Origin of the sequence: Microbulbifer sp., from assembly GCF_036563125.1 — a bacterium.
Classification (GTDB): Bacteria; Pseudomonadota; Gammaproteobacteria; order Pseudomonadales; family Cellvibrionaceae; genus Microbulbifer.
Genome location: NZ_DATCMV010000131.1, coordinates 19,639 through 36,839 on the forward strand (window position 1 = coordinate 19,639; position 17,201 = coordinate 36,839).

13 protein-coding genes are annotated in these 17,201 nt (G+C 61.9%); 8 read left to right on the top strand and 5 right to left on the bottom strand.

The window, feature by feature from the left end:
• Window positions 1-16: 16 nt before the first annotated feature.
• Window positions 17-913 carry a prolipoprotein diacylglyceryl transferase gene (lgt, locus tag VIL80_RS10850; protein ID WP_332036131.1) on the bottom strand — a complete coding sequence of 299 codons (897 nt, stop codon included), beginning with the start codon at window positions 911-913 and terminating at the stop codon, window positions 17-19.
• A 61-nt stretch (window positions 914-974) separates the two neighbouring features.
• Between lgt and VIL80_RS10855 the strand changes: the two genes are divergently transcribed.
• The 5 genes from VIL80_RS10855 (at window position 975) to mepK (ending at window position 8,258) form a co-directional block, all read left to right on the top strand.
• Window positions 975-1,811 carry an NRDE family protein gene (locus tag VIL80_RS10855; protein WP_332036132.1) on the top strand — a complete coding sequence of 279 codons (837 nt, stop codon included), beginning with the start codon at window positions 975-977 and terminating at the stop codon, window positions 1,809-1,811.
• A 305-nt stretch (window positions 1,812-2,116) separates the two neighbouring features.
• Window positions 2,117-4,057, top strand: a complete 1,941-nt coding sequence (locus tag VIL80_RS10860; protein WP_332036133.1) for a L,D-transpeptidase family protein — start codon at window positions 2,117-2,119, stop codon at window positions 4,055-4,057.
• Between the two features lie 227 nt (window positions 4,058-4,284).
• The gene (locus tag VIL80_RS10865) at window positions 4,285-5,622 is read left to right on the top strand and encodes a L,D-transpeptidase family protein (protein ID WP_332036134.1); all 1,338 of its coding nucleotides are present in this window, start codon (window positions 4,285-4,287) and stop codon (window positions 5,620-5,622) included.
• 15 nt (window positions 5,623-5,637) lie between these two features.
• Window positions 5,638-7,233, top strand: a complete 1,596-nt coding sequence (locus VIL80_RS10870) for a L,D-transpeptidase family protein (RefSeq protein WP_332036135.1) — start codon at window positions 5,638-5,640, stop codon at window positions 7,231-7,233.
• A 491-nt stretch (window positions 7,234-7,724) separates the two neighbouring features.
• Window positions 7,725-8,258, top strand: coding sequence for a peptidoglycan L,D-endopeptidase MepK (gene mepK / locus VIL80_RS10875; protein ID WP_332036136.1), 534 nt, complete (start codon window positions 7,725-7,727; stop codon window positions 8,256-8,258).
• A gap of 73 nt (window positions 8,259-8,331) precedes the next feature.
• Here the strand turns inward: mepK and VIL80_RS10880 are convergent, their stop codons facing one another.
• On the bottom strand, window positions 8,332-9,555 hold the full coding sequence (locus VIL80_RS10880) for an imelysin family protein (protein ID WP_332036137.1): 1,224 nt from the start codon (window positions 9,553-9,555) through the stop codon (window positions 8,332-8,334).
• An 87-nt stretch (window positions 9,556-9,642) separates the two neighbouring features.
• On the bottom strand, window positions 9,643-10,335 hold the full coding sequence (locus tag VIL80_RS10885; protein WP_332036138.1) for a histidinol-phosphatase: 693 nt from the start codon (window positions 10,333-10,335) through the stop codon (window positions 9,643-9,645).
• A 279-nt stretch (window positions 10,336-10,614) separates the two neighbouring features.
• Between VIL80_RS10885 and rppH the strand changes: the two genes are divergently transcribed.
• The gene (gene rppH, locus VIL80_RS10890) at window positions 10,615-11,265 is read left to right on the top strand and encodes an RNA pyrophosphohydrolase (protein ID WP_332036139.1); all 651 of its coding nucleotides are present in this window, start codon (window positions 10,615-10,617) and stop codon (window positions 11,263-11,265) included.
• Window positions 11,266-11,367: 102 nt separating this feature from the next.
• Window positions 11,368-13,647, top strand: a complete 2,280-nt coding sequence (gene ptsP, locus VIL80_RS10895; protein WP_332036140.1) for a phosphoenolpyruvate--protein phosphotransferase — start codon at window positions 11,368-11,370, stop codon at window positions 13,645-13,647.
• A 52-nt stretch (window positions 13,648-13,699) separates the two neighbouring features.
• On the opposite strand, the gene gcvH is transcribed toward ptsP, so the two are convergent.
• Window positions 13,700-14,089 carry a glycine cleavage system protein GcvH gene (gene gcvH / locus VIL80_RS10900; protein WP_318952925.1) on the bottom strand — a complete coding sequence of 130 codons (390 nt, stop codon included), beginning with the start codon at window positions 14,087-14,089 and terminating at the stop codon, window positions 13,700-13,702.
• 94 nt (window positions 14,090-14,183) lie between these two features.
• A complete protein-coding gene (gene gcvT / locus VIL80_RS10905; RefSeq protein WP_332036141.1) occupies window positions 14,184-15,272 on the bottom strand; it encodes a glycine cleavage system aminomethyltransferase GcvT in 1,089 nt (362 codons plus the stop codon).
• Window positions 15,273-15,602: 330 nt separating this feature from the next.
• On the opposite strand from gcvT, the gene VIL80_RS10910 reads away from it, so the two are divergent.
• Window positions 15,603-17,201 (top strand): SLC13 family permease (locus VIL80_RS10910; protein WP_332036142.1); only part of this gene is annotated, 1,599 nt, incomplete at its 3' end.

Here is a 17,201-nt window from a genome sequence, read left to right on the forward strand (position 1 = left end):
GCGTCTTGAATTCGGGTTACTTGGCGGCGCTCTTTTTCAGCGTGGCGTCGCCCTTCTTCTGTTTGGCCGCACCTTTTTGGGGCTCGGCGGCACTACCGTCCGCCTCCTCACCCTGACCGCGCCCCTCCGGCAGCGGCTGGGTGCGGTAGCTCCACACCAGGATGATGATACCGGCGGCGATCATTGGCAGGCTCAGTAACTGCCCGCGGGTCAGCCACCCGAACATCACCGGGATACCCACATCCGGTTGGCGCACAAATTCCACCAGGAAGCGGAAGATACCGTAAAACAGGATGAACATGCCGCCGACCGCCAGGCGCGGACGCGGCTTGCTGGAGAAGATCCACAGCACCACAAACAGCACCAGCCCCTCAAGGAAGGCCTGGTACAGCTGGGACGGGTGGCGCACCAGCTGCTCGGGGTCGCGGGGGAACACCATGCCCCAGGGCACATCGGTCTCGCGACCCCACAACTCCTGGCCGATAAAGTTGCCAATACGGCCGAGGCCGAGGCCGATTGGGACCAGTGGAGCGACAAAGTCGATCAGGGTGGGGAAGGTAGTACCGATCTTGCGCGCGTACAGGGTGGCCGCCACGATCACGCCAATCAGGCCACCGTGGAAGCTCATGCCGCCTTCCCACACCTTGAACAGGCTGAGTGGGTGGGCAATCAGCTCATTGAAGTTGTAAAAGAACATGTAACCGAGCCGGCCGCCCACCACCACACCGATGGCGCAGAACAGGATCAGGTCTTCCACTTCGGACTTGATCACCGGCGACCAGGGCTTGGCGGCCCGGCGCATGGCCAACCACCAGGCGGCGGCGAACCCCGCCAGATACATCAGGCCGTACCAGTGGATTTTGAGCGGCCCGATGGCCAGGGCAACGGGGTTGATCTCGGGGTAAGTCAGCATGCTCAAACCGCAGTTGTTCAAAGTGGGCGTTATTATGGCACTTACGATGACAAATTGACGAATGCGAACTGCCATGTGCCTGCTGTTGATTGCTTACCGCCAGCACCCCCAGTACCCGTTGCTGTTGCTGGCCAACCGCGACGAGTTCTACCGCCGCCCCACCGCACCCGCACAACCGTGGGAACACGGCGGCATCGTCGCCGGACGGGATCTGGAGGCCGGAGGCACCTGGCTGGGTATAGCGCCCGGAGGGCGGGTCGCCGCCGTGACCAATATCCGCGAGCCGGGCACGCCCGAGCCGCCCGATGTACTCTCCCGCGGAGAGATCCCCACCGGTTTTCTTGCCGGTAATCGCGCCCCGAGCGCCTATGCCGACGCCCTGCTCGGCGAGCGCTATCGGGGCTTTAACGCTCTGTTGTTCGACCCGCGTGCGGAGCAACCCCTGGTATGTGCGGGCAACCGACACCGCCCCTTTGCCATCACCGCCGGCTTCCACGGGATCTCCAACGGCGCGCCAGACGATCCCTGGCCAAAAGTCACCCGCGGCTGTGAATCACTGACAACCCTGGTTGCCAATCTTCCCCACCCGGTGGACACAGAGACCTTTGTCACCCGGTCACTTGCGCTGCTCGCTGACTCCAAACGCGCTCCTCAGTCACAACTGCCGGATACCGGTGTGGGAACTGCGATGGAATCCGCACTCTCCTCGATTTTCGTGCGTGTGGAAGCGGGCGATCTGGATGCGCACCACCGCCCGGCAATGAGCGGCGGCTACGGTACCCGCGCCAGCACCCTGGTGCTGGTGGACAACGAGGGCGCCGTACAGCTGTGGGAACAGAGCTATACCGACGGACTGGTCAACGGCGCACCGCGGTATTTCCATCTGCCGCCGTCTTAGCCCCACCCTTTCCCCTCCCCTGCCTCCCAGACCGGCTAAGGTGAAATGAAGTTTGCGCCAAGCAAATTTCGCATTTGTTGCCATACTTAATTTCACAGGCAGGCGGATGTTGAGAAACGCGCAATGCGCACTCGAAATCCGCCTATAAAAAAGGAAGGTCGCGCGGGATGCTCGACTTAGGTGCGCCGTCGATGGTGATTTTGCCGTCGGATTTGGAGAGGCGCGCCGAAGGTTGGGAAGGTATGAACGATCGGGCCCCGGCTTCCGCACTGTAAACCGGCGCCCTGCAGTATCGCTGAGGTACCATGTCATATTTCATTCCAGAGCGACGCAAACGCAAATCCCCGCTGCCGGCCATTTTCCTCGGCGGTCTATGCGCATTTGCGCTCTACTATGCCTTCAACGCCAATACGCAAACGGTACCGGTGCTGCCGGAAAATGCCGTGCGTCCGCATCTCGTCAACTGGCTGGAAGACAACCCCGATGCATGGCCTGCCCAGGACCCGATCTTCAACCCGGTAGCAGTGCGCCGCATTTACCGCCGCACCGATTACCGGTTGCTGTGGTTCGACAACTACAACCTGAGCGATACCGCCAACGACCTGCTCAAGCAGCTCACCGCCTCCAGCTCCGGTAACAGCAGCATGGTGGATTACCGCTATCACCTGGGTTACTTCGACCGCACCCTGCGCGACACCCCGCAGCGCCTGCAGATGGCCGCGGTGCTGGACGTACTGCTCACCGATGCGTTCATTTCCTACGCTCAGGATACCCAGCTGGATAAACTCAGTCCGGACGGCCCCAAAAACCATCCACGCCTGCGCGGCCGTGACATCACCCCGGTGAACCTCACGGAGGGCGGGTTCCAGATGGCCAGTGCCCGCAGTTATCCACAGGAGGAAATCCTCTACGCGGCCAATGACAGCGGGCGCCAATACTTCCGCGGCTACAACCGCGAGACTCCGAACGCGCAGACCATCGACCGCTCCCGCTACACCACCCAGGGCCGCACCTACAGCCGCGGCTCCAGCTATGGCGGCAGCTATGCCCCGCGCTATTCGACCCGCGCCTACCCCCAGAGCTACCCGCGGGTGATGCCCAATTTTCGCAGCCTGCAGGATGAGGGTTCGGGTCTCGCCCCCGCCCACGGCGAAGGTTTGCTGATCGAGGAAAACACCCCGTTTGGCAGCGACGCACAGGCCCTGCGGGAACAGCTGGGGCGCTACCGCGACATGGCCAACAGCGGTCAGTGGCGCCCGATTCCGGCGGGTCCGGCAATGACCCTCGGCGCCAAGCACGCCAATGTCATTCATCTCCGCAACATGCTGAGCCTGTACGGGGACTATCACGGCTACGGCAGTGATTACGGCAGCAACAAGTTCGACCAGCGGCTGCACGAGGCAGTGGTGCGCTTCCAGGTCCGCCACGGCCTCAAGCCCGATGGCATCGTGGGCAAGCAAACCCGGGATCGCATGAACATCTCCCCGTCCGCGCGCGCCCACATCATCGAGACCAATATCCGTCGCCGCGAACAGCTGCCCTCGGACCTCGGCAACCGCTTCATCCAGGTCAATGTGCCTGGCTACACCCTCAACTATGTGGAGCAGGACCGGATCAAACTTTCGATGAATGTGGTGGTGGGCAAGAAGGTGCACCAGACCCCGGAGATCAGCACCCGCGTCGCGCGCGTGGTGTTCAATCCCACCTGGACGGTGCCCCGCAGTATTCTGGTGAACGAGATCCTGCCCAAGGCCCGCGCCAACCCCACCGGGATGGAAAACATGGGATACCGCGTGGTGAACGGCAGTGGCGACTATCTGCCGCTGACATCCCAGAACCTGAAGTCCGCCGCCGCCGGTGGCTTCCTGATGCGCCAGAAAGGCGGCGAGCAGAACATCCTCGGCCGGGTTAAGTTCGAGATTCCCAACTCGGACGACATTTATCTGCACGACACCCGCGCCAAGAGCCTGTTCGGTCTCACCGACCGCGACTACAGCCACGGCTGTGTGCGCCTGGCGAAACCCCGTCAGCTGGCGGAAATACTGCTGCGGGATGAGCCCGGCGACTGGAGCCGCTACCGCATCGAACAGCTGACCACCGGCGACGAAACCACCGAGGTAAAAATGAGCCAGAACGTGAAAGTTTATGTCACCTACTGGACCGCCTGGGTAGACGGCCAGGGCCGCATGAACTTCCGCCCGGACATCTACGGCAAGGACGGGCTCGCCGCCAACCAGTTCGACTGATCGCGAGTCCAGTCACACCCTAACCCTACTACTCTCACTGCCCACCACACTGCCGGGTGGAGGAACCACCCGGCAGTTATTCCGAAAGGGCCCGAACGCCCCTCCGCGCATACCCCAATCTTATTTGGCGCCAATCCGGTCACAAGTTACCAATTAGAAACACAGGCTTCGCCCACAGTGCGCTGTGTGGAAGTTGGTATTTGTTATTGGCAGATCAGGGGTCAAAGATGGGTAATAAGCTGGGAATTCCGCTGGGTTTCAGCGCTGCCGTGATTCTGTCACTCACCGCAGAGACGCTGGCCGATCAGTCGCCTGGGGATTCACCCCAAACACCGCAGCCCAACGCAGATACCGCTGAAGTCCCCCTCAACTCCTACAGCCCCTTTACTCCCTACGGTCGCCAGTACGCGCTGATGCGGGAAGAGCTCGCCCGCTACCGCGCCCTCAGTGAGGGGGACCAGTGGCAACCGCTGCCCGACGGACAGACCCTGGCCCCAGGAGTGCACGACGCCCGAGTCAAGGTACTGCGCAGTCTGCTGATGCAATACGGTGACCTGCCCGTGGGCGACGATATGACACGCGCCGCGCTTTCCGCGAGCAATACAATTGGGGCGAATGGGGACAAGTCGCCTGCAGAACTTTTCGACGGCAAGGTGCGCCAGGCGGTCGAGCGCTTCCAGCGCCGCCACGGACTGCGCGCCGATGGCATTGTCGACCGCGCCACCCGCGAGCACCTGAATACTCCGCCAGCCCACCGCCTCGCCACCCTGGAAGCCAACCTGCGCCGCTGGCAGAAGATGCCGAAAGATCTCGGACCCCGCTACATCCTGGTCAACATCCCCGAATACACCCTGCGCCTGATGGACGGTGAGCAGGAGCAGTACCGCATGCGTGTGGTGGTGGGACAGGCGAAACACCCGACACCGCAACTCAGCACCCGCATGACCCAGGTGGTGTTTAACCCCACCTGGACGGTGCCGCGTAATATTGCGGTGCGCGAACTGTTGCCGAAGGGCACTGCGAGCCTCAGCGCCGGCGGCTACCGGCTGGTGAACAACCGCGGTAAATCCGTCCCCTTCAGCGGTGGCAATCTGCGCGCCCTGCGTCTCGGTAGCGTGGCATTGCAACAGCGCGGCGGAGAGGGCAATGCCCTGGGCCGTTTCAAATTCATCATCCCCAACCAGCAGGCCATCTTCCTGCACGACACCCAGAAAAAAGAGCTGTTCGGCCGCAGCCAGCGCGCCTTCAGCCACGGCTGTGTGCGCCTGGAAAAACCCCAGGAACTGGCACAAATCGTCCTCGCCAGCCAGACCTCGAAGCCGGGTAAATGGAACGACGAACGCCTGACCCGCTATAGCAGTGGCAGCCGCACCCGCGCAGTTACCCTTGAGCAGCCGATACCGGTACATATCGCCTACTGGACCGCATGGGTTGATGAAGAGGGACTGCTGAATTTCCGCCCCGATATTTACGGACGCGACCGTACGGATGGTGATATGCCCGCCGATGACAGCGGCAACGTGAACTCTGGCGACGACGAAGATCCGCGCTCCGCGGAAGAGTGAGGAACGGGGGTTTCCATGCACCAGAAAACCTTGCGCGATAAATACTGCACCATTCCAGGAAGCCCACTCGGCAGCTGCGCCCGCCACTTTTCCATGATTGCCGCACTCGGTTGCTGTGCCCTGCTGCCGCTGGCGGAAAGTACACATGGGGCAACAGCTGCCCCCCCGGTGGACGTTACCGGAAACACCAACGGTACATCCGCGCAACCTCACCAGCGCCTCCCGGAGGAGACAGGTCTGGCGGCTCACGCCGGTGAAATTGTGGACGACCCGGACATTGCGGTAAATGCCGAAGCCGACACAGGCTCCACAGGCGAAGGCGATAAGGCCGCCATTAAAAAAGGCAAATCAGCGTCCAAAAAGACCGACGCTGATAAAGCTGGCATCGCAAACTCCACCAGCGGCAAGGTTGACACCAAAAAGGCTCCCGACGCGCCCGGGGCAAACTCCGTGGACGAAACCAGCGTCACACCAACCCCGGAGCCCGCACCGGCCACGGCCGCCGCGCGCGAACCGGGAGTTCGTTATCCGGACAAGGATCGCGCCATCGACTTCGCCGCCGCCGGCAGTGCCCTGCGCGCACAGGCCGCGCGCTACCGCGCGCTGACGGACCACTGGCAGGCCATTGCCCCCGGTGCACCCCTGAAACCCGGCGACCGGGACCCACGGGTGGCGCAGCTGCGCAAAATGCTCCAGCAGTACGGCGACTACGCCGGGCAGCCGGGGCCACTGGCCGCAGGTAGTGGCGACCAACAGCGCTTCGACGCCGGTCTGCAACTGGCCGTGGAGTCCTACCAACGCCGCCACGGTATGCAAGTCAGCGGCCGAGTGGACAAGGCCACCCTCAAGGAACTCGCGCGCCCGCCGCAGGAACTGGCGCGACTGCTGGAGCTGAACGCGGAGCGCTGGGACAAACTGCCTGCCGCCCCCGGCAATCGATATATCTTTGTAAATGTGCCCGACTACCAGCTGCAATTGATCGACCAGCACAGGGTGGTGCTGAGCATGAAAACCGTGGTGGGGAAAAGCAGCAAGCGTACCCCGGAGATGACCACAAAAGTGGTGTCGGTAGTGTTCAACCCCACCTGGACCGTACCCCGCAGTATCCTGCTCACCGACCTGCTGCCGAAGGCCCGCAACAATCCCGAGGCCATGCACAAGCGCGGCTACCGGGTGGTGAAATACGGCACCAATACCACCACCCCGATCAGCGAGAAGAGTATCGAGAGCGCCGCCAGTGGCGAGGCCACCCTGCGCCAGATCTCCGGACCCGGCAATTCCCTGGGACGGGTGAAGTTTGTGATTCCCAACAAACAGGCGATTTTCCTGCACGACACCCAGGCCCAGAGTCTGTTCGAGCAACACCACAGAGCCTATAGCCACGGATGTATCCGTTTACAGCAGCCTGAGGAGCTGGCCTATGCGCTACTCGGGCCCCAGGGCTGGGACCGCACCCAGGTCGCCCAGGCCACTACTGGTGACAAATCGGTCACGATCAAGGTGGATAACCCGCCGCGGCTGTTCATTACCTACCTGACCGCCTGGGTGGATGCGCTGGGACGGGTGCAGTTCCGCCCGGATATCTATCATCGCGACCAGCGGGAACTGTGACCGCCGCACAACATGCGTTGGCAAACGCCTATTCCGGCTTCCCTCCCGCAGCCAACGGAGTAATTTGTCCGCCCCAGGCCCCGGGGCGGATTCCCTTTCGACGATACCGGAACCGGCCTTTTTCAGTGCTACGCTGCCGCCAAAGCCTTATCGGCCGCCGATTTCGGTAACAATCTCCCCACGCCCCAAGGGAAACACAAAAACCCGAACCAACTGGTCGCGAAAAAATAAAGTTCCAACAATGACAACGTTGTCACCATGAGAAGGCGAGCGCACACGCACCTCTGGGCAAAAAAAATCCGTCATGCGTAGCGTGCTAGAAAAAAATAGCCAGCCTGTTTTTCGATCAATTCGTCATTACGGCTGATCGATTTGTAACCAAAGATTATTTTTTGTACAGTGCAGGCATTGAGAGTGGCCAACGAAGCTACTCGAGATTCAGAGGCCTTAACAGGCATCACGAATTACTAAACCAGAGGCGGTAACAGGGTATGAAAGAACTTTCAAGACGCAGGTTTTTGGCAGTTTCTGCAGCAACCGCGGCGGCGGTTTCGGCCGGCCCCGCACTGGCCAAGGTGGGCAATGCCCGCAACCTGAAGATGCGCAATCTGCACACCGGTGAGCGGTTGAGCACCGCTTTCTGGGCCGATGGCGACTACGATAGCAACGGCTTGAAGCAGTTCAACCGTCTGCTGCGCGACCACCGCGCCAACGAAGTGACGCGCATGGATCCGAAGCTGTTCGACATCGTGTACAAGCTGAAAGAAAAGCTGAACTACAGCGGTGAGGTCGAGATCATCTCCGGCTACCGTTCACCGAAGACCAACGCCAAGCTGCGTGCAGCGGGTCGCGGTGTGGCACGCCGCAGCTACCACACCCGCGGTATGGCACTGGATATCCGCATGCCGGGTGTCCCGCTGGCCAAACTGCGCCAGGCCGCGCTGGATCTGAAAGCCGGCGGTGTGGGCTACTACCCGAAGAGCAACTTCGTGCACGTAGATACCGGCCCGGTTCGCCGCTGGTAAGCGCCAGTCGCGACCGACAACGAAAAAACCCAGGCCATGCCTGGGTTTTTTTATGCCTGCGTCAGGGCGCCGGCTATTCCTCTGGCGCCTGTAGGCTCACCGGCGTCATTTCCTCGTCGCGCACCGGTACCTTGGTGTCGCCGGAGATCAATCCGATCAGGGCATCGATCTGGTGGCGGCTGCGCTGCAGCTCTGCCGGGGCGGCGAGCTCAATGGGGTCTTCCATCTTCAGCAGCCGCTCTTCCAGCTCGCCGAAGGTCTTCGCCAGCGCGGCAATCTGGGGCCGGTCCAATAACAGGTCCGCGAGACCGCCACCGCCCTCGGGCAACCAGCAGGCCTGCAGGTTGCGTAACATCGCCAGCAGCGCTTGTTTGGAGTCCGCCGCATGGCCACTTTCCACATCGCTCTCGGAGCTTTCCGGCAGGCGTGGCAGCACTTCGTTGCGCAACATGTCCAGGTGCGCAGAGCGAATCCACTGTACTCGCGCCACCGGCGCCTGCGCCAGGTAGCGCTGGGACAGGTCATTGGCGGTGAGCGGCCAGCGCGCGGACAACTGCGCCAGGTCCTCGTCGATGCCCCGGGCGATCAGGCGGGTGAGTTCGCGGCGGCGATTGGCGGCCAGGGCTTCCGGTTGTTCACCGCCACTGGCGGCAACAAACTGTTCGGCACTGCGCTCGCTGGTGGGGCCCCAGAGCATGATCTCAAGCGCGTGGAAGCCGGTGCTGGCCTCCTCGTGGGCGGTGAGCCGGTGCTGCTTGCGCAGATTCGCCAGAGTCAGCTCGATGGCGGTGTCGTTGACGATGCCGCTGCTGGAGTAACCGGGTACCGTATCCAGATAGCCGGCCTGCGCCGGCCAACTGTCGAGCGCGAGCAGCAGTTCGTTACCCTGCTGCTGCAGGTCCGCCGGTGAGAAGGCCACTTTGATGAATGGCATCGACGCGGCCATTTCACGGTGTGCGTCGAGCCACGCCAGTTTGGCCGTTTCCAGACTGTCTTCGGTCGGCGATTCCAACAGCTGCGCGACCGCGCGGGTGAGTGCCTGGGCGGCCGCTGCGGCATCAATTACCTGGGCCTGTCCGGCCTGCCAGTATTCACTGGAAAAGGCGTCGGCCGCCGCTTCATTGACCGCCGATACCGGGGCCACCGGCGCGCTCTGTTCCACTTCGGTTGCAACCTGTTTGCGCTCGCAACCGGCGCTCGCCAGCAGCAGCCCGCACACCGCCATGGCCAGCGGCAAACTTGCGCGGGGGAACGGAGTTTTACGGGAGATATACGGCTTGTAGACTGCGTTTTTCACGTGCTTTCGGAATCCCTGAATTCTGAGTGTCTGGTTCGATCTGTCTGGCTGATGTGCCTGCGGCGTGTAGGTTGAATTTTCGCTCGTTCAAATGTCCATCACGCTGGCGAAGGCTTCGGTGTCGCCGCGCAGGCTGATCACTTGCCAGCCACGGCTCAGTGCCTCATCGCGCAGGCGTATGTCCGGGTCCACCGCCACCGGGTGCTCCACCTGCGACAGCAATGGCAGGTCGTTGATGGAATCACTGTAAAACCATTTTTCACCGCGGGCGTACTGCGGATGCTGGTCCAGCCACTGCTGCAGGCGCACCACCTTGCCCTCCTGAAAACAGGGATGTCCCGCCACCTGCCCGGTAAAGCGCCCGTCCACTTCCTCCGGCTCGGTGGCCAGCAGGGTATCCACACCCAGGCGCGCGGCTATCGGCTCCACCACGAAGCGGTTGGTGGCGGTAATGATCATGATGTGGTGGCCGGCATCGCGGTGACGCTGGATCAGGGTCTCGGCATGGGGCAACCAGATCTCGCTGATCACCTCCTGCATGAACTCCCGCTGCAGGTTCTGCAACTGGCCGCGGGACAATTGCGCCAGCGGCTCCAGCGCAAACGACAGGTAGGCGAAGATATCCAGGACCCCGCTCTGGTAGTCGCGGTAGAAGCGGTCGTTCTCACTGCGGAAGCGATCGCCATCCACGCAGTCGCGCGCCACCAGGAATTCGCCCCAGGCGTGGTCGCTGTCGCCGCCAATCAGGGTGTTATCCAGATCAAAAATCGCCAGCTGCACAAAAATCTCCTTGTTTGACTATAGGGCACCGGGGGCATTTTTGACGCCTGACGTTTCCATTTCGGGGCGCTACCAAACCAGGTAATAAACCCAGTACTGACTACATGCGCTGAAAGGTGCCCGAGGCGGGAGATTTTACCCCGGCGGCGCCGCGCTTACACCGACCGGCGTCACTGAATTGCCGTAAATCAGTCCCTGTGGAACAATGCAGAACATTATGGTGTGCGGGGTATCGATTAGCCCCGGCAATCCACACCGCGAAAATTTGAGGACGGCATTTTGGGCGACGGCAAGCAGACATCCGCCGGGCGAAAGAACCGCCGCAGACCCGCCAGACCCTCCGCGCAACAGGACAAATCCGGCGGCAAACCTGCCCGCAGGCCGGGCGCGGAGACCGCTGGTACCGTTTCGGACAACAGCAGCAATATCGACAGCGAGGGCTTCCGCCCCAATGTCGGCATCATTGTCCTGAACGAGCGTGGACAGGCCCTTTGGGCGCGCAGGGTAGGCGGCAAGGACGCGTGGCAATTCCCCCAAGGGGGCATCAATCCCGGTGAAACCGCAGAACAGGCGCTGTACCGGGAACTGTACGAGGAAATCGGGTTGACCCGCAGTCAGGTCACCCTGCTCGGCAGCACCCGCGGCTGGCTGCGCTACCGCCTGCCACAGCGACTGGTGCGCAAGCGCTCCGAACCGCTGTGCATCGGCCAGAAGCAGAGATGGTTTCTGCTGCAGCTGGACACCGATGAAAGCAACATCAGTTTCAATAACGGTTACAAACCGGAATTTGATCACTGGCGATGGGTGAGTTACTGGCATCCCCTGACCAAAGTCGTGACCTTCAAACGGGAGGTTTACCGGCGCGCGCTTACCGAGCTTGCGCCCACGCAAATACAATTGGAAAGACGCTGGCTGAATCGCCACCAGTAAGCCCGTGTCCACCCGGCCTGTACCGGGCAGCACAGGCCGGCAACGGCCCAGCGGGGCTCCGCCACAGCGCGGAGCCGGATGAAGAAGGCGAGGAAAGCCACTTTGCTTGGATCACTGCGCAGTATCGTTCAGGAAGTCAACACCGCACGGGACCTGCCGTCGGTGCTGAACATCATTGTCCGGCGGGTACGGGAGGACATGCACACCAAGGTGTGTTCGGTGTACCTGCGCGACAAGCAGTCCGGCAATTACGTGTTGATGGCCACCGAAGGCCTGAACCCGGATGCGGTGGGCCAGGTTCACCTGGCCCCCGGCGAGGGCCTTGTGGGTAACGTGGTCACCCGCGAGGAACCCATCAACCTCGAACAGGCCGAAGCCCACCCCGCTTACCAGTATTTCCCCGCCACCGGCGAAGAGCGCTTCTCCTCTTTTCTCGGCACTCCCATCATTCACCACCGCGCGGTACTCGGCGTACTCGTGGTGCAGCAGGCAGAACGGCGCCGTTTCGACGAGGGCGAAGAGGCCTATCTTGTCACTCTCGCCGCACAGCTTGCGGGGGTCATTGCCCACGCCGAGGCCACCGGCGCCCTCGCCAACATTGGCCAGCAGCGCAACGAAACCAAATTTACCGGCCTTGCTGCCTCCCCCGGAATCGCCATCGGCCGCGCCCATATCATCGCCCCGCCCGCCAACCTGGCCGCAGTGCCCTATGCCTGCAGCATGGATACCGAAGCCGAACTGGCGCTGTTCCACCAGGCGTTGAGTGCGGCGCGCAGCGAAATCCGCGATGTGGGCGAGCGCCTCAAGAACGACCTGAACAAAGAAGAGCGCGCGCTCTTTGACGCCTATATCAGCATGCTCGACGACAGTTCCATCGCCGTCGAAGTATGCGAGCGCATCCGCCAGCAGCTCACCGCCAGCCGCGCCTGGGCGGAGGTGATGCTGGAGCATGTGCGCCGCTTTGAAGCCATGTCCGATTCCTATTTCCGCGACCGCGCCGCCGATGTGCGCGATCTCGGCGCGCGGGTGTTGATGCACCTGCGCCAGCAGGAGCAGAGCCGGCGCGACTATCCGGAAAACACCATCCTGATCGGCGAGGAACTCACCGCGTCGGTGCTGGCAGAAGTACCGCGGGAGAAACTCGCCGGGCTGGTCTCGGTCAAGGGTTCCGCCAACAGCCATGTCGCCATCATTGCGCGCGCCATGGGTGTACCCGCGGTGATGGGTGCCCAGGAGCTGCCGTGGGAACAGGTGGATGGCGTGGACCTGGTGGTGGATGGCTACCGCGGCGAATTGCACATACACCCCGGCCCGGAACTCAAGCGTCGCTACGACGCCATTGTCGAGGAAGAGCGCGAACTGGCGCGCAACCTGGACTACCTAGCCAAGCTTCCCGCGGAAACTGCAGACGGCCACCGCGTGCGTATGTGGGTAAACACCGGTTTGATGGCGGACGTGGTGCGTTCACTGGAGCGCGGCGCCGAAGGTGTCGGCCTGTACCGTACGGAGGTGCCGTTCCTGCTGCGGGACCGCTTCCCGTCGGAGGAGGAACAGCGCGAGATCTACCGCGAGCAACTACAAGCCTTCGCCCCGCGCCCGGTCACCATGCGCACCCTGGATATCGGCGGCGACAAGGCACTGACCTATTTCCCGATTGAGGAAACCAACCCCTTCCTCGGCTGGCGCGGCATCCGCGTAACCCTGGACCACCCGGAAATCTTCCTGGGCCAGGTGCGCGCAATGATGAAAGCGAGTGTCGGCCTCGACAATTTGCGCATCATGCTGCCAATGATCAGCGGTGTAGGCGAGCTGGAAGCCGCGCGCCGACTGGTGGACCGCGCCTACAAAGAGTTGCTCGATGAGGGCTACCAGATTGAGCGGCCACCTCTCGGCATCATGGTGGAGGTACCCTCAGCCGTATACCAGGCCCGTGAACTGGCGAAACGCGTGGACTTCATGTCCGTGGGCAGCAATGACCTGACCCAGTACCTGCTGGCGGTGGACCGCAACAACAGCCGCGTCGCCAGTATTTATCACAGCTACCACCCCGCGGTATTGCAGGCACTGCTGCAGGTGGTCACCGCCGGCCACGAGACCAATACCAAGGTGGGTATTTGCGGAGAGCTTGCCGGCGACCCCGGCGGTGCACTGCTGCTGGTGGCGATGGGCTACGACGTGCTCTCGATGAACGCCACCAACCTGCCGCGGGTAAAAGCGGCACTCAGGGAAGTGAACAAATCGGATCTGGATCGCCTGTTGCAACAGGTACTGCAGATGGAGTCGCCGGAACAGATCGAGGAAAAGCTGCGGGGCTACCTGCAGGATCTGGGGATCGGCGGGCTGGTACAACCCAAGCAGGCAGAACCCAGCTCTAACAGCTGAAACAAAAACGCCGGGCATTGCCCGGCGTTTTTGTTTCAGCGCAAGAGGAAAATCAGTCCTCTTCGCTCTCCGCTTTGTAAGCGTCCGCGTCCAGCAGCTTGTCCAGCTCGCTTTCATCGCTCGGCTTGATACGGAAGAACCAGCCGTCGTCGTAGGGGCTGGAGTTTACGGTTTCCGGCGCGTCTTCCAGAGCCTCGTTCACCGCAACCACTTCACCGGAAATCGGTGAGTAGATGTCGCTGGCAGCTTTCACGGATTCAACCACACCAGCTTCTTCACCGGCAGACAGGGTCTGGCCCACTTCCGGGGTTTCTACGTAAACCACGTCACCCAGTGCGTCCTGGGCGTGGTCGCTGATGCCCACGGTTACGGTGCCGTCTTCTTCCAGACGCGCCCACTCGTGGCTGGAGGCGTATTTCAGTTCGCTGCGAATCTCGCTCATGAGCTATTCCCTCAAAAAATTGGCTCAAAAATAATCTGCTAAACAGTGTATTCAGTTTTTAATTCGGTGGGCGGCGGCGCCGCTCACACCGGGCTCACACCAACGGTTTGCCGTTGCGCACAAAGCTCGGCTTCACCACCCGCACCGGAATCAGTTTGTTGCGGATTTCTACCTGCGCCGTGTCGCCAACACTCACCGGCACCCGGGCCATAGCAATGGAGTAACCCAGGGTGGGGGAGAATGTGCCGCTGGTGATGATACCGCGGCTTTCGGTGCCGTCTACCACAACCTGCTGTCCCGCACGCAGAACGCCGCGCTCTTCCAGTACCAGGCCGACCAGTTTGTTGGCAACGCCCGCCGCTTTTTCCTGCTCGAGCGCCTCGCGACCGATGAATTTACGCTCAGCCGGCTCCCAGGCGATGGTCCAGGCCATGTTGGCCTGCAGCGGAGAGGTATCGTCATCCATCTCGTGGCCGTACAGGTTCATACCCGCTTCCAGGCGCAAGGTATCGCGCGCGCCGAGACCGCAGGGGGCAACGCCGGCATCCGCCAGCGCCTGCCAAAAACCGGGGGCGTCTTCGTTGTTGAGCATGATTTCCAGGCCGTCTTCACCGGTGTAACCGGTGCGCGCCACAAACCAGTCGCCGCGGGCAACGCTGCTGAACACCTTGAGCCCGTCGATGGCGGAGGTCCACTCGATACCGAGTACCTGCTTCACCTTGTCGATGGCCTGCGGGCCCTGGATGGCAACCATTGCCAGGTGCGGGCGCTCGGTGAGGGTCACGTCGAAGGCCTTGGCCTGCTCGTTCATCCACGCCAGATCTTTCTCGCGGGTGGCACAGTTCACCACCACACGGTAACCGGGATCACGCAGGTACACGATCAGGTCGTCCACCACGCCGCCCTTGTCATTCAGCATGCCGGTATACAGGGCCTTGCCCGGGTTGCCGTCGAGTTTGGCGACGTCATTGGCCACCAGGGTACGCAGGTAATCGCGCGCGCCAGCGCCCTCCACATCCACGACAGTCATGTGGGAAACGTCGAACATGCCCGCGTCGTTGCGCACCTTGTGGTGTTCTTCCAGTTGTGAACCGTAGTGCAGCGGCATGTCCCAGCCACCGAAGTCCACCATTTTGCCGCCCATGGCAACGTGGGCATCGTAAAGCGCGGTTTTATTTCCCATTCTGTGCTGAATCCCGTGTCGTAAAACGAAGTGGAAGCGGGAACTCCGGCCCGCCGGCAAAGCCGCGTATTCTACCGGCGCCGCCGCAGCGGATACCAGATGCCAATACTCTGCAAAGACTAGCAGCCGCAGTGAAAAATATTACCCGGACGCCATTGTGAAGCAGCCTTTGTTTCCCATATCGGCCTCCCTGCAGCACTGTTCGCCTCTGGGCCCTTCGCACTCATGGCAGTGCCGCTATATCAATATGTGAAAAAAGAACTTTTGGTGCTAAAGCGATTGCAGTAGCTTTAGCCGTCACTACTTTTCGAAGAACAAAAACACACTGCTATGGACTGGTCTGGCTGGTTTTCCCTTTTTCTCGTCTTCGCCGTACTGGCCACCCTGATTTTTACCCGCATCCCGGCTTATCTGGTGATGATGGCGGCGCTCACCCTGCTGAGTGCCACTGGCATCCTCACTCCAAATGAAGCGCTCGCGGGCTTTAGCAATAGCGGTCTGATTACCGTCGCCGCCATGTTCGTGGTAGCCACCGGCATCCACGCCTCGGGCGGTATCGACATGATGGTCAAACACCTGCTGGGGCGGCCCAAAACCACCCGCGGCGCCATGTTGCGGGTATTCGCGCCGGTGGTGGCGCTGTCCGGCTACCTCAACAATACCCCGGTGGTAGCCACCATGATCCCGGCGCTGAACGCCTGGGCCAAGCGCATCGACGTGGCGCCCTCCAAACTGATGATTCCGCTCAGCTACGGCGCCATTCTCGGTGGCACCCTGACCCTGATCGGTACCAGCACCAATCTGGTGGTCAACGGCCAATACCAGGCGCTCACCGGCAACGAGGGCTTCTCGCTGTTCTCTATCGCCGCGGTGGGACTGCCCGCAGCCCTGATCGGCGTGACATTCATGCTGATTTTTTTCCCCCGCTGGCTGCCGGATCGCCGTGAGAAAAAGCCGTTCGGCAACCTGCGGGAGTTCACCCTGGAGGTGGCGGTGGACAGTAACGGCCCTCTGGTCGGCCAGACCGTGGAAAACGCGGGACTGCGGGGCCTGCGCCGGGTCTACCTGGTGGAGATTGAGCGCGACGACCGCGCCATTGCGCCGGTGCGTTCCGACGAACGCCTGCGCGGCGGCGATCGCCTGGTGTTTGCCGGCGATACCGAAGCTATTTCCGACCTGCTGCGGTTGCGCGGCATTGTGCCCTCGGATCACGTCGACGGTGAGGCCGCCCTCAAAGCCCCCGCGGAAGAGCGTCGTCTGGTGGAAGTCGTGGTCTCTCCTCACTGCGATGTCATCGGCAACAGTATTCGCGACGCCCAGTTCCGCAAACGCTATGGCGCCGCCGTGCTGGCAGTGGCGCGTAACGGCCAGCGGGTACCGGGTAACCTCGGCAGCATCAAGCTCAAAGCGGGCGACTCCCTGTTGCTGGAAGCGCGCCCGGGGTTCGTTCTGCGCCAGCGCTACAGTAAGGACTTCCTGCTGATCAACGACCTGGAGGCGGAGAGTCCGCGCCACGAGAAAGGCCTCACCGCCTGGCTTATCCTGATCGCCATCGTGCTGGCCGCAGGGGCCGGTGTGATCAGCATGCTGAACGCCTCCCTGCTGGGCGCCGGCGCCATGCTGGTTTTCCGCTGCTGCTCTGTGAACCAGGCGCAGAAGAGCCTCGACCTGCCGGTGCTAATCACCATCGCCGCATCCTTCGCCCTCGGCGTGGCACTGCAAAAAACCGGAGTTGCCGCGGCGATTGCGGAAACCGTCATCTCCCTGTCCTACGGCCATCCCTGGCTAATGCTGGTGCTGGTGTACTTGTGTGTATCCACACTCACAGAGATGGTCACCAACAACGCCGCCGCCATCATCATGGTACCCATCGTGCTGCAGATGACCGGCAGCGCGGGCCTGAATCCGGAGCCCTTCATGTTTGCGATC